Below are 24,046 nucleotides of genomic sequence, written 5' to 3'. Positions count from 1 at the left end.
ATCCTACAACAGCGCCAGGGCGCGGTCGATGACTGACTGGTCAGTATGAAAGTGGGGCGAGAAGCGCACGCCGCCACCGCGCTGGGCGCAGACCACGCCGCCCTGACGCAGACGTTCAAAGGTGGATTGCGGTTCCTCGCCGGGCAGCCGGAACGTGACGATGCCGGCGCGGCGGCGTGCCGCTTCCGGGGTCAGCAACTCCGCGCCGCGCGCCTTGAGCTCGCCGATCAGGCCGGTCACGGTATCGGTCAGGCGCTGTTCCACCGCCGCCATGCCCACCTCTTCCAGTAACGACAGAGACGCGTTGAGCGCATGGGCGCACAACAGGTTGGGGCTGCCGCACTCGAAACGACGGGCATCATCCGCCGGCCGCCAGTCCTGGCGGTCATAATCACCGGATGCCGCCACCATGTGCCAGCCGAACTGACGCAGGCGCAGCCGGTCGCGGGCTTCCGGACGGGCGTAAAACAGCGCCAGCCCTTCCGGCCCCAGCATCCACTTATGGCCGTCGGCGACGACGAAATCCGCATTGATGCTTTCGGCGTCGAAGACGTGAGCCCCCAGACTCTGGATCGCGTCCACGCAGAACAGCACGCCCCGTTCCCGGCACGCGGCGCCGATCGGCGCCAGATCCAGGCGGATGCCACTGGCATATTGCACCGATGACAGTGACACCAGGCGTACACGGGGGCCAAGCGCATCGATGACGCGCTGCTCGGCGTTGTCCCCGTCCACCGGCACCTGGATCACCTCCACACCCTGTTCGGCCAGGGCCTGCCAGGGAATGCGGTTGGAGGGGAACTCCTGATCGCTGATCAGCACCTGATCGCCGTCCCGCCAGGACAGCCCCTGGGCAATGACGGACAGCCCTTCGGAGGTGTTCTTGAGCAAGGCGATGTCTTCGTGCGGCACACCGCCGATCAGCGCGGCGAGGCGGCCGCGCAGAGTTTGCTCGGTGTCGAGCCAGCGCGGATAGTCCCGCGCCCCCACGGTGATGTTCTGCTCGGCGAAACGCACCACCGCGTCCCGGGTGCGTTTAGGCCACGGCGCCACGGCGGCGTGATTGAGATAAAGCACGTCGTTTTCAAGAGGGAATTCCGCGGACAGATCCAGAGCGCTGGTCATGTGATGATCGACTCCATTGTCATTGCCGGGCGGGTGGGTATCATCCTGCCCGAAAGGGGCATCGATAATTCGCCGGAACACATGACTCACAGCATGACCGATTGCCGTGGCAGGTCAACCTGGCCCGTGATGCATGGTGCCCGGGGGTGGGATAAACTGTGGTGAATCGCGGGATTCACCGGTCTTGGGAGTAAGGATGAATGGCTGATCTGGAAAAAGCGACGCGTAAGGCACAGGAATTCCGGCAACGGGAGCAACAAATCCTCGATACCGCTCTGGAATTATTCCTGGAGCAGGGAGAGGATCGTGTCACCGTGGAAATGATCGCCGACCGGGTGGGGATTGGCAAAGGCACCATCTATAAGCACTTCGAAACCAAGAACGAGATCTATCTGCTGCTGATGCTGCGTTATGAAGAGGATCTGGCGGCGGTGTTCAACAGTATTTCCGAGGACGACGACAAGGAAAAACTGACCCGCGAGTATTTTCGTTTCCGCATCAACGACCCGGCCCGCTACCAACTGTTCGACCGGCTGGAAAACAAGGTGATCAAGGACCACGCGGTGCCGGAACTGGTGGAGAAACTGCACAACATCCGCGAAGCCAATTTCGAACGACTCAAGAGCATCGTCAAGGCGCGCATCAGTGAGGGCTCCCTGGAAGACGTGCCGCCGATTTATCACATTTGCGCGGCCTGGGCGCTGGCCCACGGCGCCGTGGCGCTGGTGCAATCGCCGTTCTATATGGGGCTGATCGACGAAAAGGAGGATTTCCTCGACTTCCTGATCGAAATTGGTATTCGCATGGGCAATAAAGGACAACGCCGAAAATGACTTCCGCCGATTCCCTGTTGGCCCTGCTGGAAAAGGCCGAACGGGACGAGCAGGGGCTGCCGCCGGTGCATCAGTGGCACCCGGAACATCAGGGCGAAAGCCGTATGCGCATTGCCCGTGACGGCACCTGGTATTACCAGGAATCGCCGATTGAACGAGAGCGTATGGTGCGATTGTTTTCCACCATTCTGTTGCGTGAAGGCGATGACTACTTCCTGATTACGCCGGTGGAAAAACTGCGCATCGAGGTGGACGACGCGCCTTTTGTCGCCACCGACGTACAGCGTGTGAAGGACGATGGTGTCGACAAGCTGGTGTTCACCACCAATGTGGGAACTCACGTGGTGGCTGGTGAACGGCATCCATTGCGAATAGAACACGACCCGGACAGCGGGGAGCCGTCCCCTTATCTGCACGTGCGCGACAATCTGGAAGCACTGATTTCCCGCAACATGTTCTACCAACTGGTGGAGTGGGCCGGCCATGAAGAGCGGGACGGCGTGACCCACTTGTATATCGACAGCGACGGCGCCCGTTTTTCCCTCGGCTCGTTCTGATACACAACCAGACCGGACTAACCACGAAGCCGCTGTGGGAGCTTGCCTTGCAAGCGAATCTTTTGCGCCGGAAGCCGAATTCGCTTGCAAGGCAAGCTCCTGCGGTGGCCTGGTAGCGACCTCCGATTTGATCTTTCTCAGGGTGTAGTGCCGCCCCACAACCGTGCCCGTTTTTGTTCCAACATGGCGCACCATAATCTGCCTCGAAATGGGGCGTCCTTGCCCGCCGCTAAAGCGAGTGTCTCTTCCCCTGATCGTTCTTCATGGCCTTAAACCCATTTAAATCAAAGGGTTATGCACATGGCATGGGCTTTGCTTTCACCCTGTTCAACAGTTGGCAAGCTGAAACGGTGAAAGGGGACATTCCCATGACGAAACAAAAGGTGTTGCTGGTAGGCCACGGTATGGTGGGGCAGCGCTTTCTGGAGGCGCTGGCGGACCGTGGTGGTCTTGATCACTACGACGTGACGATCCTGTGCGCGGAGAGCCGGCCGGCCTATGACCGGGTTGGCTTGACCCGTTACTTTACCGAGCGCGATGCCGATGCTCTGTCGCTGGTGCCGGAGGGTTTCATGGCACAACCGGGGCTGACCCTGAAGCTGTCCACCCGGGTGCGCGAGATCGACCGGGACGCCAGGGTAGTGATCACCGAAGCGGGAGAGCGGCTGGATTACGACAAACTGGTGCTGGCCACCGGGTCCTATCCGTTCGTGCCGCCCATTGACGGTAACGACCGCCCGAACTGCTTTGTTTACCGCACCCTTGATGACCTGGACGAGATTATCGCCGCCGCGGATCAGGCCCGTATCGGCACCGTGGTGGGCGGCGGCCTGCTCGGCCTGGAAGCGGCCAAGGCCCTGCACGATCTGGGACTGGAAACCCATGTGGTGGAGTTCGCGCCGCGTCTGATGGCGGTTCAGGTGGACGATCTCGGTGGCGGTTTGTTGAAGGACAAAATCGAAGCGCTGGGCGTGACGGTCCACACCAATACCGGCACCCGGGCCATCGTCGACGGCGAACAGCACCGCCATCGCATGGACTTTGGCGAGGACCGCCACCTGGAAACCGACATCATCGTGTTTTCCGCCGGCATTCGTCCGGAGGACAGCCTTGCCCGCGCCTGCGGGCTGGAGGTCGGTGAACGCGGCGGGGTGGTGATTGATGATTACTGTGTCACCTCCGACCCGGATATTTTCGCCATCGGCGAGGTGGCGTTATGGCAGGGCCGGATCTTCGGGCTGGTGGCGCCGGGTTATCAAATGGCGGAGACCGCCGCCGCGCGCTTGTGCGCGGATTCCGAGCCGAGTTTCCAGGGTGCCGATATGAGCACCAAGCTGAAACTGATGGGTGTGGACGTGGCCTCGGTGGGGGATGCCCATGGCCAGACGCCTGGTGCCCGCAGCGCGGTGTTCTTCGACCAGAGCACCGGCGTGTACAAGAAAGTGGTGGTCAGCGAGTGTGGCAAGAAACTATTGGGCGCGGTACTGGTGGGCGACGCCAACGATTATGGCAACCTGCTGCAACTGTGCCTGAACCGGATCGACCTGCCCGGAGAAGCCGCCGCTCTGATCGCTCCGGCCGCCGGCGATGCCCCCATGCTCGGCGCCGATGCCTTGCCGGATAGTGCCCAGATCTGCTCCTGCAACAATGTTTCCAAAGGCGCGCTGTGCGCCGCCATCGATGACGGCGCCACCACCGTTGGTGATCTGAAAGCCTGCACCAAGGCCTCCGCCACCTGCGGCGGCTGCGCCGCTTTGGTCAAGCAGGTGCTGGACAGCGAGCTGGCCAAGCGCGGCGTGGAGGTGAATAACCACGTGTGCGAACACTTCCCGTATTCCCGCCAGGAGATCTATCACCTGGTGCGGGTGGGGGAAATCAAGACCTTCGACGAGTTGCTGGAAAAACACGGCAGTGGCGACGGCTGCGATATCTGTAAACCGCTGGCCGCTTCGGTGCTGGCGTCCTGCTGGAACGACTATGTGCTGAGCAAGCCCCACGCCGGTCTGCAGGACACCAACGATTATTTTCTTGGCAACATGCAACGTGACGGCACTTACTCCATCGTGCCCCGTGTACCCGGCGGTGAAATCACGCCGGACAAGCTCATCGTGCTGGGCGAAGTGGCGAAGAAATACGATTTGTACACCAAGATCACCGGCGGGCAGCGGGTGGATCTGTTCGGTGCCCGCGTCGATCAGCTGCCGGAAATCTGGAAGATTCTGGTGGACGCCGGTTTCGAGACCGGACACGCCTACGGTAAATCCCTGCGCACGGTGAAATCCTGCGTCGGCTCCACCTGGTGCCGATACGGTGTCAAGGATTCGGTGGGCACCGCCATTCAGGTGGAAGAACGCTACAAGGGGCTGCGCAGCCCGCACAAGATCAAGATGGCGGTGAGTGGCTGCACCCGCGAATGCGCCGAAGCGCAAAGCAAGGATGTGGGCGTGATCGCCACCGACAAGGGTTGGAACCTTTATGTCTGCGGCAACGGCGGCATGCGTCCCCGTCACGCGGATCTGCTCGCCTCCGACTTGTCCGATGAACAACTGATCAGAACCATCGACCGCTTTTTGATGTTCTACATCCGCACCGCCGACCGCCTGCAGCGCACCAGCGTGTGGTTGGAGAACCTGGAAGGCGGGCTGGATTACCTCAAGCAGGTGGTGCTGGAGGATTCGCTGGGTATCGGTGAAGAGCTGGAGGCGCAGATGCAACAGGTGATCGACACCTATCAATGCGAGTGGAAGACCACCGTGGAAGATCCCCAGGCGGTGAAACGCTTCAAGCACTTCGTTAACGATGATGTCGCCGATGACAATCTGCATTACGTCCGTGAGCGTGGTCAGCGTCGTCCGGCCTATGAGCATGAACGTATCGAGCTGGTGCAACAGGAGGGTTAAGGCATGAACAGTTCCGTTACTCTGGAATGGAAAGCGGTGTGCAAAGTGGATGAAATTCTGCCCGGTACCGGTGTCGGAGTGCGCCTGCCCGAGGGGCAGGCGGCGCTGTTCCGTACCCGCGACGGCCAGCTCCATGCGCTGGATAACATGGACCCGTTCAGCCGCGCCAATGTGATCAGCCGCGGTCTGCTGGGCTCCCTGGGGGGGACCAGAGTGGTGGCGTCACCGCTGTATAAACAGCACTTCTGTCTGGAAACCGGGAAGTGCCTGGAGGACGAGACGGTATCCCTGACCGTGTATCCGGTCCGGTTGCGCGGCGAGCTGGTGGAAGTCGCCGTCGGCTGATCAGGCCTCGTCGTCGCCGCCGGGCTTGGGCAAACCGGTACCGCATTGTTTGCAGAAGCGGGCGTCCGGATCATGGTCATGGCGGTGGCAATTGGGGCATTCCCGTTCATAGCGGCGGGCAATGTGCGCGGCGGAGATTTCCGCGGTGACGATGCCGGTGGGCACGGCGATGATGGCGTAGCCGGTGATCATCGCCAGGGACGCCACGGCCTGGCCGATGGGCGTTTGTGGTGAGATGTCGCCGTAGCCCACCGTGGTCACGGTGACGATGGCCCAGTAGATGCTGCGCGGAATACTGGTGAAGCCATTGCTTGGCCCTTCGACCACGTAGATCAGACTGCCGAAAATGATGATCACCACCAGCACCGAGAACATGAAAATGCCGATCTTGCGGCGGGTGCGGACCAGCGCCAGGCCAAGCTGATTGGCCTCGCTCATCAGCGCCGCCAGTTTCATGATGCGGAAGATTCTCAGCACCCGCAGAGCGCGAATGGTAAGCAGATAGTTGGCGCCGGGCACCAGCAGGCTGATGTAAGTGGGGACCACGGAAAGCAGATCAACCACGCCGAAGAAACTGCGCGCATAGCGCAGCGGGCGGTCGCTGACCCAGAGGCGAACCAGGTACTCACCAGTGAACAGCAGGGTGAAGAACCATTCCACGCCATACAACCAGTCGCCGTAACGCTGGTGGATGCTTTGCACGCTGTCCAGCATGACGGCGACAACGCTGCTGAGGATGGCGATGATCAGCAAGAGGTCGAAACGCTGGCCGGCCGGGGTATCCGTGCCAAAGATAATGTGGCGCCAGCGCTCACGCTGGGATGGGGACTGGGACGACATCCTGTTGATTGCTCCGTTTCTGCCCATGCCGGACCGGACGGGCCCAATGAATCCGGTCATTCTGATTTGGCTAGGGTCTGTTCACACTATTTCCGTCGCGCCTGCTGGATGCCCTTTTTGCCTCCAGCCAGGCGGAGGGCGCGCGGTTTGGTCATTCCAAATGAGCAACCGACAACGACGCGGGAGGTAAAAAGGGCTCCAGCCCTTCGGGTTGCGGCTAAAACATCACCACTCTGCGTTACTCGTTGTTCATTTGGAATGACCAAACTTCTCTCCTTGTGCCTGGATTGGTGACGTTTTAGCCGCAACAGGCGCGGTGGAAATAGGGGGAACAGGCCCTAGGTTACATTCTCTCTTGTTAAACCTTTCGTGACCACCTAACTTATCCCTTGTAACGTATACCGAAGCGTTGGGGAAAACGTTTCAGGGAAGACAAGCAATCACCTCCGATGGCGGCGGCCTGGCCCCGCGATCCGCATAATGATAGTCAACAATAGTCAGGGGGCGACAATGATCGGTATGGCATTGGCGCGGCGAGGGCGACGCAAGGGGACAGTGTCGCGGGCCGTGGTGGTGCCCACGGACGGGGTTGGAAAAGGGGAGGGCAAGCGGCACGTGATGAAACGGATCCGGGCTTTCCTGATTGCCATGCATCCACTGGTGGCCGCGGCGATCTGTTGCCATGCTTTCTGGATGGCGGTCTCTCAGCGTCACTGGATCTGGCTTGGCCCTCTGCTGGTCAACGCGCCGACCTTGTCGCTGGCGGTATGGCTGGTGCGGCGTGGCCGTTCCGGCTGCGGCTCGCAACTGCCTGTGGTGTTGTTGAGCGCCTGGCTCGGCAGCGCCTGGACCTTGCTCGGTACCCTGTCGCTGGATGATCCCCAGCCGCTGGCGTGGATCTACACGGCAATTGGCCTGGTCGGACTGGCGGCCTGCCTGCTTTGGTATTTCCCTCAATACCGGGAACGCGGCGATGGGCCCCGGCCCGGTCAGCGGTTGCCGGTGCTGACGTTTCAGGACTTGCGCGGCAATGCGGTATCCTCCACCTCATTGCGGGGCGCCCCGGCGGTACTGTTATTTCATCGCGGCGACTGGTGCCCGAAAAGCGTGGAGCTGTTGCGTCTGCTGGCGCGGCATCGTGGTGCCCTGGGGCGTCGCGGCGCCCGTATCGTCCTGATCAGCGCCGACAGCGATGCCCGCTCCTGCCGCATGGCGGATCGGCTGGGCGTACCGCTTGAACGTTGGATCGATCCGGATCTGACCGCTGCCCGGCAGCTGCAATTGCTGGATCCCGGCGGTACCCCTCTGGGGCTGGAGCTGCTGGGGCATCAATCCGACACCGTGGACCCCACGGTGATCATCATCGATAGCCTGGGTGATATTCGCTACGTGGACAAGGCCGGGAATTCCCGCTACCGATCCGAACCGGTGACCTTTCTCAGGGTGCTGGACAGCGCGGTGCCGGCGTCACGGTAGGAGGCCCTCGGCCGATGGCTACAAAGCCGCTGTAGGGGCTTGCCCGCAAGCGAATTCTTCAGACGCGGTGCAATTCGCTTGCAGCGGCCCGCCCCCGGACAAAGCCCCTACAGTTATGGACTCAGCGGTCGCGTTGCGGCAGCACGTCGCGGACCTTGTTGGCCAGCGCGCGTACGGCGTCCTCGGTGGTCTGCCAGCCGATACAACCGTCGGTGACGGAAACGCCGTATTGCAGATCATCCAGATTCTCGGGAATTTTCTGATTCCCTTCGTTGAGATGGGACTCGACCATCAGACCGACGATGGAGGTGTTGCCCTCGAGGATCTGATTGCCGATGTTTTCCATCACCAGCGGCTGCAGGCTCGGATCCTTGTTGGAGTTGGCGTGGGAGCAGTCCACCATGATGTTGGTGGAAACGCCGGCCTTGTGCAGGGCGCTTTCCGCCAGGGCCACGGAGACCGAATCATAATTAGGCTTGCCACCGCCACCGCGCAGTACCACGTGGGCATAGGGGTTGCCACGGGTGGTGGTCAGCGCCACGCGGCCATCCGGGTCGATGCCCAGGAAGCGATGCGGGTGCTGTACGCTGAGCATGGCGTTCACCGCCACATCCAGGCTGCCATCGGTGCCGTTCTTGAAGCCCACCGGGCTGGACAGACCAGAGGACATTTCCCGGTGAGTCTGGGATTCGGTGGTGCGGGCGCCAATGGCGGACCAGGCAATCAAATCCTGCAGATACTGTGGCGTGGTCGGGTCCAGTGCCTCGGTGGCCGCCGGCAGGCCCAGTTCGGCCACGTCCAGCAGCAGACGGCGGGCGATATGCAGCCCTTCCTCCACCTTGAAGGAGTCGTTCATATACGGGTCGTTGATCAGGCCCTTCCAGCCCACGGTGGTGCGGGGCTTCTCGAAATAGACCCGCAATACCAGAAAGAGAGCATCGTCGACTTCCTCGGCCAGGGCCTTGAGGCGACTGGCGTATTCCAGAGCCGCTTTCGGATCATGGATGGAACAGGGCCCGATGACCACGAACAGACGCGGGTCCTTGCGGTCGAGAATGTCACGAATCACCTGCCGGCCGCCGACCACCGAGTCCCGGGCGGCGTCGCTCAGAGGCAACTTTTCCTTGAGCGCCCGTGGCGTGATCAACACGTGCTGGGACTCGATATTGAGATCGTCTACCTGTCGTATCTGGCTCATGATGCTGGATTGGCCTGTGTTTTCAGTCTCTGCGGACCCGGCAGTCTAGCCGAATCCGGATGACGAAGAAATAACACAGAGCCAGAGGGCAGTTAATAGTGAATAGTTAACAGTGAATAGCGGCGCGGCCACCAGGGCTTCCCGTTACCTGCAACGGCGGCTCGCGTCGCTGTTCCCTGTTCCTTATTCACTGTTAGCTGCCTTAATCAGTTTTTCCACATATTCCGGCACCAGCTGCGTGGCGGGGCCGTGGTGGTGTTCGTGGAAGGCGTTGAGCTGCTCGGAGGGTTCCAGGTTCAGTTCCACCGTATGGGCGCCGTTGGCGCGGGCCTCGGCGACGAAGCCGGCGGCGGGGTAGACGTTGCCGCTGGTGCCGATGCTGATGAACCGCTCACAGCGGGCCAGCGCCGCGTAGATCCGGTCCATCTCCAGGGGCATCTCACCGAACCACACCACGTGGGGCCGCAGACAACCGGGCACCCCGCACAGCGGGCAGGCCAGCCCCGTGCTCAGCTCATCGTCCACGGTCACCAGGGCATCGGTGGTGCGGCAGCGGGCTTTGCACAGCTCTCCGTGCATATGGATCAGGTTGCGGCTGCCGGCGCGTTCGTGCAGGTTGTCCACGTTCTGGGTGACCAGCAGCACCTGACCGGGCAGGGCGGCTTCCAATCGGGCCAGGGCCCGATGCGCGAGATTGGGGGTAATGGCCGGACCGTGCAATTGCCGGCGCCGCTGATTGTAGAACTGATGCACTTTCACAGGGTCGCGTTGGAAGGCTTCCGGTGTCGCCACCTCCTCGATACGGTGTTCCTCCCACAGACCACCGTTGTCGCGAAAGGTGCGGATACCTGACTCCGCGGAGATTCCGGCACCGGTAAGTATTACAATCTTTTCCTGCATGTCTCTTACCCATGGAGAATTATGGACACCATTATTGCACAGCAGGAGATTGTGTCCCTGCCGCAGCGCGGCCGGGTCAATCTGCTGCATTTTCACCAGGGCATGGTGCTGCTGGTGGGGGCGGACGCCGTCGGTCTGTACCGTGATCGGGCCTCAGTGGACGACCCGCTGGCCAACGGGTTGATCGGTTATGAAACCATTCCCGATGCGCTGCGGCCGACTTTCCGTGAGGGCGCCGGCTACGTGACCGAGCAGGTTTCCGGTTATGTGGCCCTGCACTCCGGCGCGGTGTTGTTCATTCGTCCGGACGGCGTGGCGCTTTACCCTGACGGCCAGAATGCCCTGCGTGACCAGCATCGTTGCTGGCTGATTCCTTTTCCCCCTCTCAGTTGAGCGGAGATCGTCATGGCGGAAGAAAGCACCCGTTTGCGGCTGCGGCAGTTGACCACGGAAGATTACCCGGCGTTGGCCCGGCTGATGGACCAGGTTTACCACGACATTGGTGGCGCCTGGCCGGAAGACACCATCAAGGCCCTGATCCGCGTGTTCCCGGAAGGGCAATTGGTGATCGATGACAACGGTGAACTGGTGGCGGCGGCTCTGACCATCAAGGTGGACTACGACCGCTTTTCCAATCCGCACCGCTATGAAGACCTGATCACTGACGACAAGATCCGTTCCCACAGCCGCAAGGGGGACGCGTTATACGGCCTGGATGTGTTTGTGGATCCGGAATATCGCGGCTACCGGCTTGGCCGGCGTCTTTACGAAGCGCGCAAGGAATTGTGCCGTGACGAAAACCTGCGGGCGATTCTCGCCGGCGGACGGTTGCCCGGCTATAACGATCAGGCCGACAAGATGTCGGTGACCGAGTACATCTCCCAGGTGGAAAGCCGGGCCATCTATGACCCGATCCTGACTTTCCAGCTGTCCAATGGTTTCGACGTCAAGCGGCTGTTGACCAAGTACCTGCCCGAGGACGAAAGCTCCCGTGGCTACGCCACGTTACTGGAATGGGACAACATCCTCTATCAGCCGGACGAGGACGGGGAGTGGCCGCGACGTTCCACTGTGCGCATCGGCGTGGTGCAGCGTCGCATGCGCGCCGCCCGCTCGGTGGAGGATCTGCTCGGTCAGGTGGAGTTCTTCGTCGACTCATTGTCCGATTACCGTGCCGATTTCGCCGTCCTGCCGGAGTTTTTCAGCGCGCCGCTGATGGGACTGAAACCGGAACTCAACTCGGTGGAGGCGGTGCGGTATCTGGCCAGTTTTACCGATGAGGTCCGCGATGCCATGGCGGACATGGCGGTCAGTTACAACATCAATATCATCGGCGGCTCCATGCCGGTGGAAGAGAATGGCCGCATGTATAACGTGGCTTATCTGATGCGCCGCGATGGCTCCGTGGAAGAGCAGCGCAAGATCCACATTACCCCCCACGAACGCAAGGATTGGGCGATCCAGGGCGGCAATGAACTGCGCATCTTCGACACCGACGCCGGCCGTATCGGCATTCTGATCTGCTATGACGTGGAGTTCCCGGAGCTGGGCCGGTTGCTGGCGGAGCAGGGCATGGAAATTCTGTTCGTGCCATTCTGGACCGACACCAAGAACGGCTATCTGCGGGTGCGTCACTGCGCCCAGGCGCGGGCCATCGAGAACGAATGCTATGTGGCCATTTCCGGCAGCATCGGCAATCTGCCCCGGGTGGATAACGTGGACATTCAGTACGCTCAGTCGGCGGTGTTCTCTCCCAGCGATTTCTACTTTCCCCACGACGGCATCATCAGTGAGTCCGTGCCGAATACGGAAATGCTGTTGTTCGCCGATGTGGATCTGGAAAAGCTCAAGCTGCTGCACAGCGAAGGTTCGGTGACCAACCTGCGCGACCGCCGTGGAGATCTGTACGACCTGACCTGGAAGGGGCTCAGAGCGCTGGATTAGCCCGGGAACTTAACGATAATCCCGAAACGCGGCTTTCACCTGCTCCGCCAGGGCATCGTGGGCGGGCCCGGCGGTGCCGCGCACCAACGCGATCTGGTAGTGACCCAGCTCCGGCAGAGCGGCCTCCTGGTCCAGTCGCCGTAATGGAGGTCTTACCAGGCTCTGCGGAAACGGCGCCACGGCCAGATCCGCCAGCATGGCGGCCTCCTGGCCGGCGCAATGTTCGCTGCTGTAGGCGATCCGGTAATCGATACCGGCATGATCCAGCGCCGCCAGGGCCACACGGCGCCAGGCACAGCCCTGATTGGCCAGGGATAAAGGCAAAGGCCGGCGCTGTACCGCCAGACCACCATCGCGACCGGCCCACACCAGCGGTTCGCTGTGCACCACTTCCCCCAACGTCGGCTCCAGGCCATCGTTCCCCACGGTCACCAGCGTCATGTCCAGATCACCGTCATTGAGCCGTTGCACCAGATCCACGCTGCGTCCCGCCAGCACATCCACCTGTACCGCCGGGTGGGTGCGGGCGAAACGTGCCAGCACCCGCGGCAGAATGCGGGTGCCGACATCGTCCGGCGAACCCAGCCGCACCTGGCCGGTCAGCGCCGGTTTGAGAAAGTGGCCGACGGTTTCCTCGTTGAGTTTCAGCAGCCGGCGGGCGTAACCGAGCAGCGCCTCGCCCTGGGGGGTAAGCCTCACCTGTCTTGCCTCGCGGATGAACAAGGGCTGATCCAGCATTTCCTCCAGCCGCTTGATTTGCATGCTCAGCGCGGAGGGGGTGCGATGCACCGTCACCGCCGCGCGGCTGAAACCGCCACTTTCAGCGATGGCGACGAAACTCCGGATCACATCGATATCGAGCAAGGGCAGGTCCATTGGGGGGGAACTCCGGGATGGATTGGTCACTTTTAATCTTTCAGTTTTATTGAAAGGTGGATGAAGAGTAATTCGTTTGATTGATTAGTGGCAACTCCTCAGTCTGGCGTTGGCCATTCATTGACTGAGCACTCACCACAGGAGACCGCCATGACCTTCCATGATCCCGTGGAGCACCCCGCCACCGGACGCGACGATGACGGCCCGGTTCCCGAACCCCGGCTGGCCATGCCGGCGATGCCGCCGTTGCGGCTGATTGCCCGGGTCGAGCGGCTCTGGCGCCGCTGGCGCCAAGGGGTTGAGAGGAGAGCCGGACGGGCATAGGCTGACGAAACCGCCGTCTCACAAGGGATATCTCCCGGGAGGCACACCGTGGACGCGCCGCGTCCGGCGCGCGTGATCGCCGGACTGATCACCACCGTGACGCTGGAGGCCGGGGCCATGAATTGGCACCAGCCCCAGCCTTGGCGTGCCGATGCAGTAGTGCAGGGGCGCGATCAGGATTACAACAGTGAACGCTTTCTGCATGTGTTCAGTTATCGGCATCTGTCATCAATGGGGCCGCTGGAGGATGGCATTCGTGGCACCGCCGGCAGTGTCACCGGCGATCGTCTCTACCTGGACTTCCAATACCGGCAGACCTTTCCCTTCGATAATCCCGACCGGGCCTTTCTGCTCGACATACAGCGTGGCGAGGATTTCGACGGCGATTTCCAGCGTCAGGTGGTGGGCTTTCGCCAGATACTGGGCGGGCGCTGGCAACTCTCCCTGCGTGGTGACCTGTTTTCCGACAAGTCCCGGACTGATATCTATTTCGGAGTACGCCGGCTGCTGGCCGGTGGCGGCTGGCTGGAAGCCCAGTGGGTGCTGCCGGATGCCTACTTCAATGACAAGACCGGCGGCGACAGCGAGATGCGACGGCGGCCGCATACCCTGTTCCTGCAATGGCACCGGCCCCATGGCGACGGCGCCGTCACCACGGTGTCACTCAACCATTCACCGCGCTCGGTACTGGATGATCGTGATGAGGGCGTCGAAGTGGCCAGTCGCCAGACCCGTCTGGCGCTCTCCCACGGGCGGCGCTGGGGAGGCTGGGGCTGGCGGCTGGATTTGGAAGCCGAGCGTACCCGGCGCGATCACGATCTGGACGAAGTGCCCGGCGGGATACCGTTCGAGCGGGACATGGAGGCGGTGACGCTGTCGGCCACCCAACTGCGGCATCGCTGGCAGCCGGAGCTGGGGGTGCGCTATCTGAGACTGGACGAGAGCGGTTGGTTCGGTCGGGAGGTCAATGACGCCGGGCGGGTCAAGCGGCGCGAGCCATTGCTGTTTTCCAGCCTGAACATCCCTTTGAACGAACGCCACAGACTGCTGCCGGCGCTGTATGTGAGCCGGGCAGGGGTGGAGCAAGACGCTATCGGTGACTGGAGCGAACGGGATGACGATGACTGGATCGGCAAGTTGTCCGTGCCCTGGCAGATCGTGCTATCGCGGGAACAAGACGCGGTGTTGACCATTGCGCCCTCGGTACGGTTGCATCGCGCGGCGTTTGGTGGTGGCAACATTCAACTGCACTGGCCACTTTAGGGGGGCGTCGCGGATTAGCGGGAAATCGACTCTTTGTGATGGGAAGCCTTGGTGCTTCGTAGGCGGGTCTTGCGGGTATCCCGGGTGCCCATGACCCGCGGTGAATACATCCCCGTAGGCTTGCGTTCGGCGTCCTGCCTCACACAGTCATGGACACCCGAGGGACCCGCAAAGACGCTCCCCCGCTAGAAAGAAAAATCGTAAGTCCGCTCTTTTGATCCTAGGCATCCCAATAAGAAAGGCGCCGTAGAGGCGCCTTTCTTGTCGTTACCAACGGACCGTTACATATTGGGATAGTTCGGGCCGCCGGTGCCTTCCGGGGCCACCCAGTTGATATTCTGGGTCGGGTCCTTGATGTCGCAGGTCTTGCAGTGCACACAGTTCTGCGCGTTGATCTGGAAGCGCTTCTCGCCCGAGTTCTCGTCCTCCACCACTTCGTACACACCGGCCGGGCAATAGCGTTGCGCCGGTTCGTCGTACTTGGGCAGGTTGTACTCGATCGGGATGCTCGGATCCTTCAACTGCAGATGGCAGGGCTGATCCTCTTCATGGTTGGTGTTGGAGAGGAACACCGAGTCCAGCTTATTGAAGGTGATCTTGCCGTCCGGTTTCGGGTAGTCGATCTTCTTGCACTGATCCGCCGGCTTCAGGGTGTCGTGATCCGGAGTGGTATCGCGCATGGTGATCGGCAGCTTGCCGTTGAACAGGTTGATGTCCACGAAGGCGAAGGCGGAACCGATGAAGTTGCCGAACTTGTGCTGAGCCGGCCCGAAGTTGCGCTGCTGGTGCAGCTCTTCGTGAATCCAGCTGTTCTCGAACGCATCCTTGTAGGCCACCAGCTCATCATGGCTCTGGCCGTTCTTGATCGCTTCGGCCATCAGTTCGGCGGCGATCATGCCGGATTTCATGGCGGTGTGGCTGCCCTTGATCTTGGCAAAGTTCAGGGTGCCGGCGTCACAGCCCACCAGCAGACCACCGGGGAAGGTCATCTTCGGCAGGGATTGCAGGCCGCCCTTGGCGATGGCGCGGGCGCCATAGCTGAGACGCTTGCCGCCTTCCAGGAATTTCTTGATTTCCGGATGGGTTTTCCAACGCTGCATCTCATCGAACGGAGAAACGTGCGGGTTGGAATAGGCCAGATCGGTAATCAGACCCAGGGTGACCTGATTGTCCTCCAGGTGATAGAGGAAACCACCGCCCGGGGAGCCGGACTCAGTCAGCGGCCAACCGGCGGTGTGCACCACCAGGCCCTGACGGTGCTTGGACGGATCGATTTCCCACAGCTCCTTGATGCCGATGCCGTAGTGCTGGGGATCCGTGCCTTCGCGCAGGTTGAATTTTTCCATCAGCTGCTTGCCGAGATGGCCGCGGCAGCCTTCGGAGAAAACGGTGTACTTGGCGTGCAGCTCCATGCCCGGCATGTAGCTGTCTTTTTTCTCGCCATTGTGGTCGATGCCGAAATCGCCGGTGGCGATGCCTTTTACCGAACCATCTTCGTTATAGAGGATTTCGCTGGCGGCGAACCCCGGGAAGATCTCGATGCCCAGGCCCTCGGCCTGTTCCGCCAGCCAACGGCAGACGTTGCCCAGGGATACGACATAGTTGCCCTCGTTGTGCATGGTCTTCGGCACGAACAGGTTGGGCACTTTGGAGCCTTTCTCGGCACCGGTGAGATAGAAGATCTCATCATCGGTGACGGGAGCGTTCAGGGGCGCGCCCAGTTCCTTCCAATTGGGGAACAGTTCATTCAGGGCACGAGGTTCCAGTACCGCACCAGAAAGAATGTGCGCGCCGACTTCGGAACCTTTTTCCACTACGACCACACTGAGTTCCTGACCGCTTTCCTGGGCGATCTGACCCAGACGGCAGGCGGTTGCGAGACCGGACGGACCGGCGCCGACGATGACAACGTCGACTTCCATAGATTCGCGTTCCACAGCCTGTCTCCTAACTATCGGTTGCGTTACAGCCCTTCTGCTGGGGCCGGTCGGGAACCCCCGAGCCAGGCGCCACCTTGTTTGGTGCCGGGCTCGGCGCACATTGTTCCGGGCCTTGGTATGGCCGGCCAGTCGCTGCGAGCCTTATGGGCCGGCAAGACATAGAGCGCTGTTCAGAGGTTCGGGCGCCTGCATCCGCCACCGCATAAACCGGGCGGGGGCAGGCCTTAGGGTGCGCGGAGTATATAAGCATCAGCTATATTCCACCACTTTCGGAATGGTTTTCCACGTTAATTCAAACGAGCGTTTGGATTATCGTCGGATCAGTGGAAATGGGCAAGGGCGGGGGAGACGGAGCAAGCCGGCCGTTATTGCCGGGATGACCGCAAGGTCATGAAAAATGGGCGAAAATTGGTGTCTATTTGCAACAAAATCATCTGCTTACGATTTTCCGGCCTATTGACCTCGTTCCGGGCAGAGTTCAAGATAGCCGCTCTCTCGCGGGGGTGGACCCGGTAACGGCGTCGTCTCGCCTCCTTCTACAAGTCATCAGTGGAACATTCCGAGGATCCTATGAAGGTTCTTGTACCCATCAAGCGAGTCGTTGACTACAACGTTAAGGTTCGCGTGAAGGCAGACAACTCCGGTGTTGATCTCGCCAATGTGAAAATGGCCATGAACCCCTTCTGTGAAATCGCTGTGGAAGAAGCGGTACGGCTGAAGGAAAAAGGCGTGGTTACCGAGATCGTTGCCGTGTCCATCGGTCCCAAGGCCGCCCAGGAACAACTGCGTACCGCCATGGCGCTGGGCGCGGACCGTTCGATTCTGGTGGAAACCGACGAGGAAGTTCAGCCTCTGGGTATCGCCAAGGCCCTCAAAGCCATCGTTGATGAAGAAAAGCCGGAGTTGGTCATCCTCGGCAAGCAGGCCATCGACGGTGACAACAACCAGACCGGTCAGATGCTGGCGGCTCTGGCCGGCATGCCGCAAGGCACCTTCGCTTCCGAAGTGAACGTGGCCGACGGCAAGGTGAAAGTGACCCGTGAAATCGACGGCGGCCTGCAAACCGTTGAACTGAGCCTGCCGGCGGTGGTAACCACTGATCTGCGCCTCAACGAGCCGCGCTACGCTTCCCTGCCGAACATCATGAAAGCCAAGAAGAAGCCGCTGGACGTGAAAACCCCGGCTGATCTGGGCGTTGACCTGACTCCGCGCGTCACCACCGAGAAAGTGGAAATGCCGCCGGAACGCAGTGCCGGTGTCAAGGTGGGCTCCGTTGATGAGCTGGTGGATAAACTGAAAAACGAAGCGAAGGTGATCTGATGAGTGTTTTAGTCTACGCCGAACACGATAACGCTACGCTCAACAAGGTTACCCTGAGCGTGGTTGCCGCCGCCAAAGAGATCGGTGGCGACATCACCGTCCTGGTTGCTGGTAAAGGTTGTGGCGCCGTGGCTGAAGCGGCCGCCAAGGTTGATGGCGTAAGCAAGGTGCTGTGCGCCGACAACGACGCCTACGAGCACCAGCTGGCGGAAAACATCGCCGACCTGGTGGTTGAACTGGCCGGCGACTACAGCCACATCCTGGCCGCCGCCACCACCACCGGCAAGAACTTCGCGCCGCGCGTGGCCGCTCTGCTGGACGCTCCGCAGATCTCTGAAATCTCCGACGTGGTCGACGGCGACACCTTCAAGCGTCCGATCTACGCCGGTAACGCCATCGCCACCGTGAAATGCGCCGACGCCAAGAAAGTGCTCACCGTGCGCGGCACCTCCTTCGACGGCGTTGCCGAGGAAGGCGGTTCCGCCAGCGTTGAGAGCGTTGACGTGGTCAAGGACGCCGGTATCTCCTCCTTCGTGGGCGAGGAACTGGCCAAGTCCGACCGTCCGGAGCTGACCAGCGCCGACATCGTGATCTCCGGTGGGCGCGGCATGGGCAACGGCGACAACTTCGAAATCCTCTACAAAGTGGCCGACAAGCTTGGCGCCGCCGTGGGTGCGTCCCGCGCCGCCGTTGACGCCGGTTTCGTGCCGAACGACATGCAGGTGGGTCAGACCGGTAAGATCGTTGCCCCGAACCTGTACATCGCCGTCGGTATCTCCGGTGCCATCCAGCACTTGGCGGGCATGAAGGATTCCAAAGTGATCGTGGCCATCAACAAAGACGAAGAAGCCCCCATCTTCCAGGTGGCGGACTACGGTCTGGTGGCGGATCTGTTCGAAGCGGTACCGGAGCTCGACAGCAAGCTCTGAACGCCCGCATTCGAAGATGCCCTGGAAAGCCCGGCCTAGTGCCGGGCTTTCTGCTTTTGGGACGGGAGAATCCATTGCCCTGCTGGCGAAGCCTTGTCGTGCCCCGATTTGGTGCCCCAAGGTCGGCCTGCTTCAGCATGGATCGCGGTCCTGCGCCATGCCGGGGCGGATGCCCCTGAATCCTTTGCCCCCGAATTGGCATATCCCTTGCTGAGCCTGTTGCTATCCCCGTCGTTGGGGAGAGGGCCACAGGGAATAAAGCGCCATGCAGTCGATTACACCGCCGGCGGTGTCCGGCTTTGATGAGATGTTCGCCAGGGAAGGGGCGGTTCGCCCCCACTATTCCAGTTATCACGGCTGGTTGTTGGGGCAGTCCAAGGAGCTCCTGCACCGCAAGCGTCAGGAAGCCGAGCTGCTGTTCCACCGGGTTGGTATCACCTTCAATGTCTACGGCGAGGAGAGCGGCGCGGAGCGGCTGATTCCTTTTGACGTGGTTCCCCGCATTATTCCCGAGCAGGAATGGCGCCACCTGGAGCAGGGTACGGCCCAGCGGGTGAGGGCGCTGAACCAATTCCTCGATGATATTTACCACGGCCAGGAGATCATCCGTGCTGGCCGCATTCCCGCCGACCAGATCTATGGCAACGCCCATTACCAGCCCTGCATGCAGGATGTGGATCTGCCCAACCAGGTGTACAGCCACGTCAGCGGCGTGGACCTGATCCGTGACGGAGAGGGAACCTGGTACGTTCTGGAGGATAATCTGCGTACCCCGTCCGGGGTCAGCTACATGATCGAAAACCGGCGGGTGATGATGCGGTTGTTCCCGGAGTTGTTCGCCGGGCAATCGGTGGCGCCGGTGGAGCACTATCCATCGCTGTTGCTGGATACCCTGCAGCACAGCAGCGCCGTGCCCTATCCCACGGTGGTGCTGCTGACCCCGGGGCGTTTCAACAGCGCCTACTTCGAGCACGCCTTTCTGGCGCAGCAGATGGGGATCGAGTTGGTGGAGGGGGCGGATCTGTTCGTCAAGGATGGCTTCGTCTACATGCGCACCACCGCCGGGCCGCAACGGGTGGACGTGATCTATCGCCGTATTGATGACGATTTTCTCGACCCGCTGGCGTTCAATCCGGACTCCATGCTGGGAGTGCCTGGCCTGCTGTCGGTGTACCGGCAGGGTAAGGTGGTGCTGGCCAACGCCATCGGCTCCGGGGTCGGCGATGACAAGTCCATTTACCCTTATGTACCGGAGATGATCCGCTTCTACCTGGGTGAGGAGCCGATTCTGGAGAATGTTCCAACCCGGCTGTGTCGCCGTCCGGAGGATCTCCAGTACGTATTGGAGCATCTGCCGGAACTGGTGGTTAAGGAGGTCCACGGTGCCGGCGGTTACGGCATGCTGGTCGGGCCGGCGGCCAGCCGCGAGGAGATCGAGAGTTTTCGTCAGCGTCTGCGGGCACGGCCCGATAATTACATCGCCCAGCCGACCTTGTCGCTGTCCACCTGCCCGATCTTCGTCGAGCAGGGTATCGCGCCCCGGCATATCGATTTGCGCCCATTCGTGCTCAGTGACGGCCGTGCCCCCCGCATGGTGCCGGGCGGTCTTACGCGGGTGGCGATGAATGCCGGTTCGCTGGTGGTGAATTCGTCCCAGGGGGGCGGTACCAAGGACACCTGGGTGGTGGAGGCGCCGTCATGCTGAGTCGCACCGCCTCCGACCTGTATTGGCTGTCCCGCCTGGTTGAGCGGGCCGAGAACACCGCTCGCATGCTCGACGTGGCCTGGAATCTGTCGATGATGCCGTTCGTCGCCAATCCCCGTGATGAGATGATAGCGCCGTTGATGATCTCGGGCTCGCATGAGCTGTATATGAGCCGGCACGATGACGTCCAGGTGCGCGAGGTCCTGCATTTCTTCACCCTGGATCAGGACAACCCCGGCAGTATTTTCAATTGCCTGCGTCTGGCGCGGGAAAACGGCCACGCGGTGCGTGGCAAGATCACCGCCGAGATGTGGGAAAGCATCAACAGCACCTGGCTGGAGTTGAAGGAAATTCGCCGCGGGGGCCTGGACCAATACGGCGCCAGCGCCTTTTTTGATTGGGTGAAAAAGCGCTCCCACCTGTTCCGTGGCGCCACCTACGGCACCATCATGCGCAATGATGCCTTCCGCTTTCTGCGCATTGGCACCTTCATCGAGCGGGCCGATAACACGGCCCGTATCCTGGATGTGAAATATCAGATCGGCACTCTTTACGGCGTTCCCTCCGGCGGTGACGCCATGGACTTCTATCGCTGGCACGCCTTGCTGCATTCGGTGGGGGCGTATGAGTCCTATCGCGAGCTTTACAGCGAGGCCATTAATGCCGACCGGGTGGCGGAGCTGCTGATTCTGGGCGCCGAGGTGCCACGCTCGCTGCGCTCCTGCATGCAGATGCTGTGTGAGTTGCTGCCGGCGATCGAGGGGCGGGCCGGGCAGACCGCCAAGCGCTTGGCGGCGGTGCAGTTCGCGCGGCTGCAATACGGTGATCTGGAGCATGTGCTGGACACCGGTTTGCACGATTACCTGACGGATTTTCTGCGCCGTATCAATGAGCTGGCGGATACCATCCGCGAGGAATATCTGGAGGTCGTATGAAACTGTCGATTCGACACAGCACCGAATACCGTTATTCCGAGCAAGTGCTGCACAGTACGCAGTATCTGCGGCTGACGCCGCGTCCATCGGCACGGCAGCGTATTCTGCACTGGCATCTGGACATGCCGGAGCCGGCCAGCGAGGCCTCCGATGGCTTCGGTAATATCCTGCACGTGCTGACCCTGGACCAGCCCCACGAGGCCATACGTCTCACCGCCACTGGCGAAGTGGAAATCGAGGGCGAGGACCGTGAGGACGATGACACCCGGATTTCCCCTCTGGTTTACTGCCGTTATTCTCCGTTTACCCGTCCGGATTCGTTGCTCCATGAACTGGCCCGGAACCATCAGTGCGCCGCCGGGATCCTGGCCAATCTTGAGAGGTTGAGCGAAACCATCCTGTCGAGAATGCCGTTTACGCCCGGCGTCACCGATGTGTCCAGCACCGCCGCCGAGGCATATCGGTTGAGGAAAGGGGTGTGTCAGGATCATACCCATGTATTTCTGTCCTGCTGCCGGGCCCTGGGGATTCCCGCCCGCTACGTCAGCGGCTATCTTTACAGCGATGATTCCGAGCACGTCGCCAGCCATGCCTGGGCCGAGGTCTGGTTCGATGAACGCTGGCACACTTTTGACGTGACCAATCAGACCCGCCGTCCGAGACGCCATCTGAAGCTGGCGGTGGGCTTCGATTATCTGGACGCCTGCCCGGTACGCGGCGTCCGTTACGGTGGTGGCGTGGAATCCCTGCGAGCGGCGGCCCTGGTGCGGCAGACCGGCGCCGGGGATCAGTGATCGCCGGGAGAAACCGATGACCTATTGTGTCGCCATGCGCCTGGAACAAGGGCTGGTGTTCGCCGCGGATTCGCGGACCAACGCCGGCGTGGATCAGATCGCCACGTTTCGCAAGCTGCATACCTTCCAGGTGTCCGGGGAGCGTCTGGTGGTTCTGCTTAGCGCCGGTAACCTGGCCACCACTCAGAGCGTGGTCAGCCTGTTGCGCATGCGTCTGGACAGCGACCGGCCCAATCTCAACGGCGTCGGCTCGCTGTATGATGTGGCGGCCATTGTCGGTGCCACCAGCCGCGAAGTGCGTCAGCGCGACGCCGGTCAGACGCAGGGGTCGGTGGATTTCGGCAGCAGCTTCATCGTCGGGGGACAAATTCGCGGTGAAGCGCCGCGGCTGTTTCTGGTCTACCCGGAAGGCAATTTCATCGAATGCACGGCGGACACGCCGTACTTTCAGATCGGCGAAACCAAGTACGGCAAGCCGATCATCGACCGGGTGGTGGAATACCGTACCTCCCTGGACGATGGCATCAAGTGCGCCTTGCTGAGTATCGATTCCACCCTTCGTTCCAACCTGTCGGTGGGCTTGCCCCTGGATGTTCTCAAGTATCCCCGCGACAGCTTTGATGACCATCTTCACTATGATGTGGATGAGCATCACGAGGGCTTCCGGGCGTTGGGCGAGGCCTGGTCTCAGGCTTTGCGTGGTGCCTTCCAGGCGATGCCGGACATGCAATGGTAGGGGCGGCTCAGTACCGCCGAACCCGTTCCGCCAGCGCCAGGGCGGCGGTGAGTCCCGGTGACTCGATGCCCAGCAAGGCGATCAGGCCTGGCAGGCCGTGATCCTGCTCGTCGAGCAGGCAGAAATCCGCATGGGATTCGCCGCGCAGGCGTAATTTGGGGCGGATGCCGGTGTAGTCCGGCAACAGTGAGCCGGCTGGAAGGCCCGGCCAGTAGGCCCGCACCGCATCCTCGAATGCTGGCTCGCGCTGGAGATTGACGCGGTAATCCACCTCGTCGATCCATTCCACGTCCGGCCCGAAGCGCGCCTGGCCCGCCAGATCCACGGTCAGATGCACGCCCAGGCCGTGCCGTTCCGGCAGTGGGTAGACCAGGCGTCGGGTGGGGCTGGCGCCACGCAGGCGGAAATAATTACCCCGCGCCAGTCCCTGTTGCGGAGCCAGCTCCGCCGGCAGCCCGTGCAGACGTTGCAGCAACGGTACGCTGCCCAGTCCGGCGGCGATCACCAGTTGCTCGCAGTGCAACTGAAAGCCGCCATCCGGGCCGGTCACCTGTAACTCGAAACCGTGCCGGTCTCCGCCCAGGGCGGTCACACTGTGCCGCAGGCACAACAAAGCGCCGGCTTCTTCGGCGTCGGCGGCCAGAGCGGCCATCAGGCCGTGACTGTCGACGATGCCGGTGTGTTCGCTGGCCAGCGCCAGATCCGCCGCCAGCCAGGGCTCCTCATGTTGCAGAGCAGGGCGCCCCAGCCAGTGCAATCCGCTGGCGCCAGCGGCAATGGCGTTGTCGTACACAGCCCGCAGTTGCCGGGCCTGCTCCTCGCCTCTTGCCACCACCCATTTGCCGCAACGGCGATGGGCCACCCGGCGGCGCTGGCAATACTCGTAGAGCAGGGCATTGCCGCGCAGGCAGGACATGGCTTTGAGGGAACCCGGTGGGTAATAAAGGCCGGCATGGATCACCTCACTGTTGCGCGAGGACAGGTGCTCGCCAAAGTGCGCCTCCGCTTCCAGCAATACCGGTGCGCGGCCGGCCAGGGCCAGTTCCCGGGCAATGGCCAGGCCCACCACGCCGCCGCCGATGATCACTGTTCCCATGGATTCCATA

Annotated in this window: 22 protein-coding genes; 15 read left to right on the top strand and 7 right to left on the bottom strand. The window is 61.5% G+C overall.

The window, feature by feature from the left end:
- Nucleotides 1–3 precede the first annotated feature (3 nt).
- Nucleotides 4–1,125: an aminotransferase class V-fold PLP-dependent enzyme gene (locus CRO06_RS14235; RefSeq protein WP_097058721.1), complete on the bottom strand. Its 1,122-nt coding sequence runs from the start codon at nt 1,123–1,125 to the stop codon at nt 4–6.
- A gap of 200 nt (nt 1,126–1,325) precedes the next feature.
- Between CRO06_RS14235 and CRO06_RS14230 the strand changes: the two genes are divergently transcribed.
- The 4 genes from CRO06_RS14230 to nirD all read left to right on the top strand — a co-directional run bounded on the left by CRO06_RS14230 (nt 1,326) and on the right by nirD (nt 5,760).
- Complete coding sequence (locus tag CRO06_RS14230) at nt 1,326–1,958, top strand: TetR/AcrR family transcriptional regulator (protein ID WP_014995053.1); 633 nt, start codon at nt 1,326–1,328, stop codon at nt 1,956–1,958.
- Entirely contained in the window at nt 1,955–2,515 is a 561-nt protein-coding gene (locus CRO06_RS14225) for a DUF1285 domain-containing protein (RefSeq protein WP_022994623.1), read from the top strand. The genes CRO06_RS14230 and CRO06_RS14225 overlap by 4 nt, the downstream gene beginning before the upstream one ends.
- A gap of 368 nt (nt 2,516–2,883) precedes the next feature.
- Nucleotides 2,884–5,415: a nitrite reductase large subunit NirB gene (gene nirB / locus CRO06_RS14220; RefSeq protein ID WP_097058748.1), complete on the top strand. Its 2,532-nt coding sequence runs from the start codon at nt 2,884–2,886 to the stop codon at nt 5,413–5,415.
- Nucleotides 5,416–5,418: 3 nt separating this feature from the next.
- Complete coding sequence (gene nirD / locus CRO06_RS14215) at nt 5,419–5,760, top strand: nitrite reductase small subunit NirD (RefSeq protein WP_022994625.1); 342 nt, start codon at nt 5,419–5,421, stop codon at nt 5,758–5,760.
- Here the strand turns inward: nirD and CRO06_RS14210 are convergent, their stop codons facing one another.
- Nucleotides 5,761–6,600 (bottom strand): ion transporter, encoded by an 840-nt coding sequence (locus CRO06_RS14210; protein ID WP_022994626.1) that lies wholly within the window; start codon nt 6,598–6,600, stop codon nt 5,761–5,763.
- 510 nt (nt 6,601–7,110) lie between these two features.
- Here CRO06_RS14210 and CRO06_RS14205 point away from each other — a divergent pair.
- On the top strand, nt 7,111–8,076 hold the full coding sequence (locus CRO06_RS14205) for a redoxin domain-containing protein (RefSeq protein ID WP_167374852.1): 966 nt from the start codon (nt 7,111–7,113) through the stop codon (nt 8,074–8,076).
- Between the two features lie 121 nt (nt 8,077–8,197).
- On the opposite strand, the gene CRO06_RS14200 is transcribed toward CRO06_RS14205, so the two are convergent.
- Nucleotides 8,198–9,274 carry a 3-deoxy-7-phosphoheptulonate synthase gene (locus tag CRO06_RS14200; protein WP_097058720.1) on the bottom strand — a complete coding sequence of 359 codons (1,077 nt, stop codon included), beginning with the start codon at nt 9,272–9,274 and terminating at the stop codon, nt 8,198–8,200.
- A 183-nt stretch (nt 9,275–9,457) separates the two neighbouring features.
- Nucleotides 9,458–10,174: a Sir2 family NAD+-dependent deacetylase gene (gene cobB / locus CRO06_RS14195; protein WP_022994629.1), complete on the bottom strand. Its 717-nt coding sequence runs from the start codon at nt 10,172–10,174 to the stop codon at nt 9,458–9,460.
- 21 nt (nt 10,175–10,195) lie between these two features.
- On the opposite strand from cobB, the gene CRO06_RS14190 reads away from it, so the two are divergent.
- Together CRO06_RS14190 and CRO06_RS14185 are read left to right on the top strand one after the other, a co-directional pair.
- Nucleotides 10,196–10,567 (top strand): hypothetical protein, encoded by a 372-nt coding sequence (locus CRO06_RS14190; RefSeq protein ID WP_097058719.1) that lies wholly within the window; start codon nt 10,196–10,198, stop codon nt 10,565–10,567.
- Between the two features lie 12 nt (nt 10,568–10,579).
- A complete protein-coding gene (locus CRO06_RS14185; protein WP_063141517.1) occupies nt 10,580–12,118 on the top strand; it encodes a bifunctional GNAT family N-acetyltransferase/carbon-nitrogen hydrolase family protein in 1,539 nt (512 codons plus the stop codon).
- 9 nt (nt 12,119–12,127) lie between these two features.
- Here the strand turns inward: CRO06_RS14185 and CRO06_RS14180 are convergent, their stop codons facing one another.
- On the bottom strand, nt 12,128–12,994 hold the full coding sequence (locus CRO06_RS14180; protein ID WP_022994632.1) for a LysR substrate-binding domain-containing protein: 867 nt from the start codon (nt 12,992–12,994) through the stop codon (nt 12,128–12,130).
- Between the two features lie 150 nt (nt 12,995–13,144).
- Between CRO06_RS14180 and CRO06_RS20080 the strand changes: the two genes are divergently transcribed.
- Nucleotides 13,145–13,318: a hypothetical protein gene (locus tag CRO06_RS20080; protein ID WP_155854841.1), complete on the top strand. Its 174-nt coding sequence runs from the start codon at nt 13,145–13,147 to the stop codon at nt 13,316–13,318.
- A gap of 48 nt (nt 13,319–13,366) precedes the next feature.
- A complete protein-coding gene (locus tag CRO06_RS14175) occupies nt 13,367–14,581 on the top strand; it encodes a hypothetical protein (RefSeq protein WP_026949591.1) in 1,215 nt (404 codons plus the stop codon).
- 281 nt (nt 14,582–14,862) lie between these two features.
- On the opposite strand, the gene CRO06_RS14170 is transcribed toward CRO06_RS14175, so the two are convergent.
- The gene (locus tag CRO06_RS14170; protein WP_097058718.1) at nt 14,863–16,518 is read right to left on the bottom strand and encodes an electron transfer flavoprotein-ubiquinone oxidoreductase; all 1,656 of its coding nucleotides are present in this window, start codon (nt 16,516–16,518) and stop codon (nt 14,863–14,865) included.
- 573 nt (nt 16,519–17,091) lie between these two features.
- On the opposite strand from CRO06_RS14170, the gene CRO06_RS14165 reads away from it, so the two are divergent.
- The 6 genes from CRO06_RS14165 (at nt 17,092) to CRO06_RS14140 (ending at nt 22,940) form a co-directional block, all read left to right on the top strand.
- Nucleotides 17,092–17,841: an electron transfer flavoprotein subunit beta/FixA family protein gene (locus CRO06_RS14165; protein ID WP_022994636.1), complete on the top strand. Its 750-nt coding sequence runs from the start codon at nt 17,092–17,094 to the stop codon at nt 17,839–17,841.
- Entirely contained in the window at nt 17,841–18,770 is a 930-nt protein-coding gene (locus tag CRO06_RS14160; protein ID WP_022994637.1) for an electron transfer flavoprotein subunit alpha/FixB family protein, read from the top strand. Before CRO06_RS14165 ends, CRO06_RS14160 begins: the two co-directional genes overlap by 1 nt.
- 265 nt (nt 18,771–19,035) lie before the next feature.
- Complete coding sequence (locus CRO06_RS14155; RefSeq protein ID WP_097058717.1) at nt 19,036–20,475, top strand: circularly permuted type 2 ATP-grasp protein; 1,440 nt, start codon at nt 19,036–19,038, stop codon at nt 20,473–20,475.
- A complete protein-coding gene (locus CRO06_RS14150) occupies nt 20,469–21,410 on the top strand; it encodes an alpha-E domain-containing protein (RefSeq protein WP_097058716.1) in 942 nt (313 codons plus the stop codon). The genes CRO06_RS14155 and CRO06_RS14150 overlap by 7 nt, the downstream gene beginning before the upstream one ends.
- Nucleotides 21,407–22,204 (top strand): transglutaminase family protein, encoded by a 798-nt coding sequence (locus CRO06_RS14145; RefSeq protein ID WP_097058715.1) that lies wholly within the window; start codon nt 21,407–21,409, stop codon nt 22,202–22,204. The genes CRO06_RS14150 and CRO06_RS14145 overlap by 4 nt, the downstream gene beginning before the upstream one ends.
- Nucleotides 22,205–22,220: 16 nt before the next feature.
- The gene (locus tag CRO06_RS14140; RefSeq protein WP_097058714.1) at nt 22,221–22,940 is read left to right on the top strand and encodes a proteasome-type protease; all 720 of its coding nucleotides are present in this window, start codon (nt 22,221–22,223) and stop codon (nt 22,938–22,940) included.
- Nucleotides 22,941–22,947: 7 nt separating this feature from the next.
- Here CRO06_RS14140 and CRO06_RS14135 read toward each other — a convergent pair whose 3' ends face one another.
- Nucleotides 22,948–24,045, bottom strand: coding sequence for an NAD(P)/FAD-dependent oxidoreductase (locus CRO06_RS14135; protein WP_097058713.1), 1,098 nt, complete (start codon nt 24,043–24,045; stop codon nt 22,948–22,950).
- Between the last annotated feature and the right edge of the window lies 1 nt (nt 24,046).

It is taken from the genome of Alloalcanivorax xenomutans (assembly GCF_900217905.1).
Classification (GTDB): Bacteria; Pseudomonadota; Gammaproteobacteria; order Pseudomonadales; family Alcanivoracaceae; genus Alloalcanivorax; species Alloalcanivorax xenomutans.
The sequence above is the reverse complement of the archived record's forward strand: the minus strand, read 5'-3'. Positions and strand labels throughout refer to the sequence as shown.

Bases quoted from the DNA above. Each gene is read 5' to 3' on its own strand.
- CRO06_RS14235 (WP_097058721.1), bottom strand. From the start codon at position 1,125: ATGACCAGCGCTCTGGATCTGTCCGCGGAATTCCCTCTTGAAAACGAC.
- CRO06_RS14230 (WP_014995053.1), top strand. From the start codon at position 1,326: ATGGCTGATCTGGAAAAAGCGACGCGTAAGGCACAGGAATTCCGGCAA.
- CRO06_RS14225 (WP_022994623.1), top strand. From the start codon at position 1,955: ATGACTTCCGCCGATTCCCTGTTGGCCCTGCTGGAAAAGGCCGAACGG.
- nirB (WP_097058748.1), top strand. From the start codon at position 2,884: ATGACGAAACAAAAGGTGTTGCTGGTAGGCCACGGTATGGTGGGGCAG.
- nirD (WP_022994625.1), top strand. From the start codon at position 5,419: ATGAACAGTTCCGTTACTCTGGAATGGAAAGCGGTGTGCAAAGTGGAT.
- CRO06_RS14210 (WP_022994626.1), bottom strand. From the start codon at position 6,600: ATGTCGTCCCAGTCCCCATCCCAGCGTGAGCGCTGGCGCCACATTATC.
- CRO06_RS14205 (WP_167374852.1), top strand. From the start codon at position 7,111: ATGATCGGTATGGCATTGGCGCGGCGAGGGCGACGCAAGGGGACAGTG.
- CRO06_RS14200 (WP_097058720.1), bottom strand. From the start codon at position 9,274: ATGAGCCAGATACGACAGGTAGACGATCTCAATATCGAGTCCCAGCAC.
- cobB (WP_022994629.1), bottom strand. From the start codon at position 10,174: ATGCAGGAAAAGATTGTAATACTTACCGGTGCCGGAATCTCCGCGGAG.
- CRO06_RS14190 (WP_097058719.1), top strand. From the start codon at position 10,196: ATGGACACCATTATTGCACAGCAGGAGATTGTGTCCCTGCCGCAGCGC.
- CRO06_RS14185 (WP_063141517.1), top strand. From the start codon at position 10,580: ATGGCGGAAGAAAGCACCCGTTTGCGGCTGCGGCAGTTGACCACGGAA.
- CRO06_RS14180 (WP_022994632.1), bottom strand. From the start codon at position 12,994: ATGGACCTGCCCTTGCTCGATATCGATGTGATCCGGAGTTTCGTCGCC.
- CRO06_RS20080 (WP_155854841.1), top strand. From the start codon at position 13,145: ATGACCTTCCATGATCCCGTGGAGCACCCCGCCACCGGACGCGACGAT.
- CRO06_RS14165 (WP_022994636.1), top strand. From the start codon at position 17,092: ATGAAGGTTCTTGTACCCATCAAGCGAGTCGTTGACTACAACGTTAAG.
- CRO06_RS14160 (WP_022994637.1), top strand. From the start codon at position 17,841: ATGAGTGTTTTAGTCTACGCCGAACACGATAACGCTACGCTCAACAAG.
- CRO06_RS14155 (WP_097058717.1), top strand. From the start codon at position 19,036: ATGCAGTCGATTACACCGCCGGCGGTGTCCGGCTTTGATGAGATGTTC.
- CRO06_RS14150 (WP_097058716.1), top strand. From the start codon at position 20,469: ATGCTGAGTCGCACCGCCTCCGACCTGTATTGGCTGTCCCGCCTGGTT.
- CRO06_RS14145 (WP_097058715.1), top strand. From the start codon at position 21,407: ATGAAACTGTCGATTCGACACAGCACCGAATACCGTTATTCCGAGCAA.
- CRO06_RS14140 (WP_097058714.1), top strand. From the start codon at position 22,221: ATGACCTATTGTGTCGCCATGCGCCTGGAACAAGGGCTGGTGTTCGCC.
- CRO06_RS14135 (WP_097058713.1), bottom strand. From the start codon at position 24,045: ATGGAATCCATGGGAACAGTGATCATCGGCGGCGGCGTGGTGGGCCTG.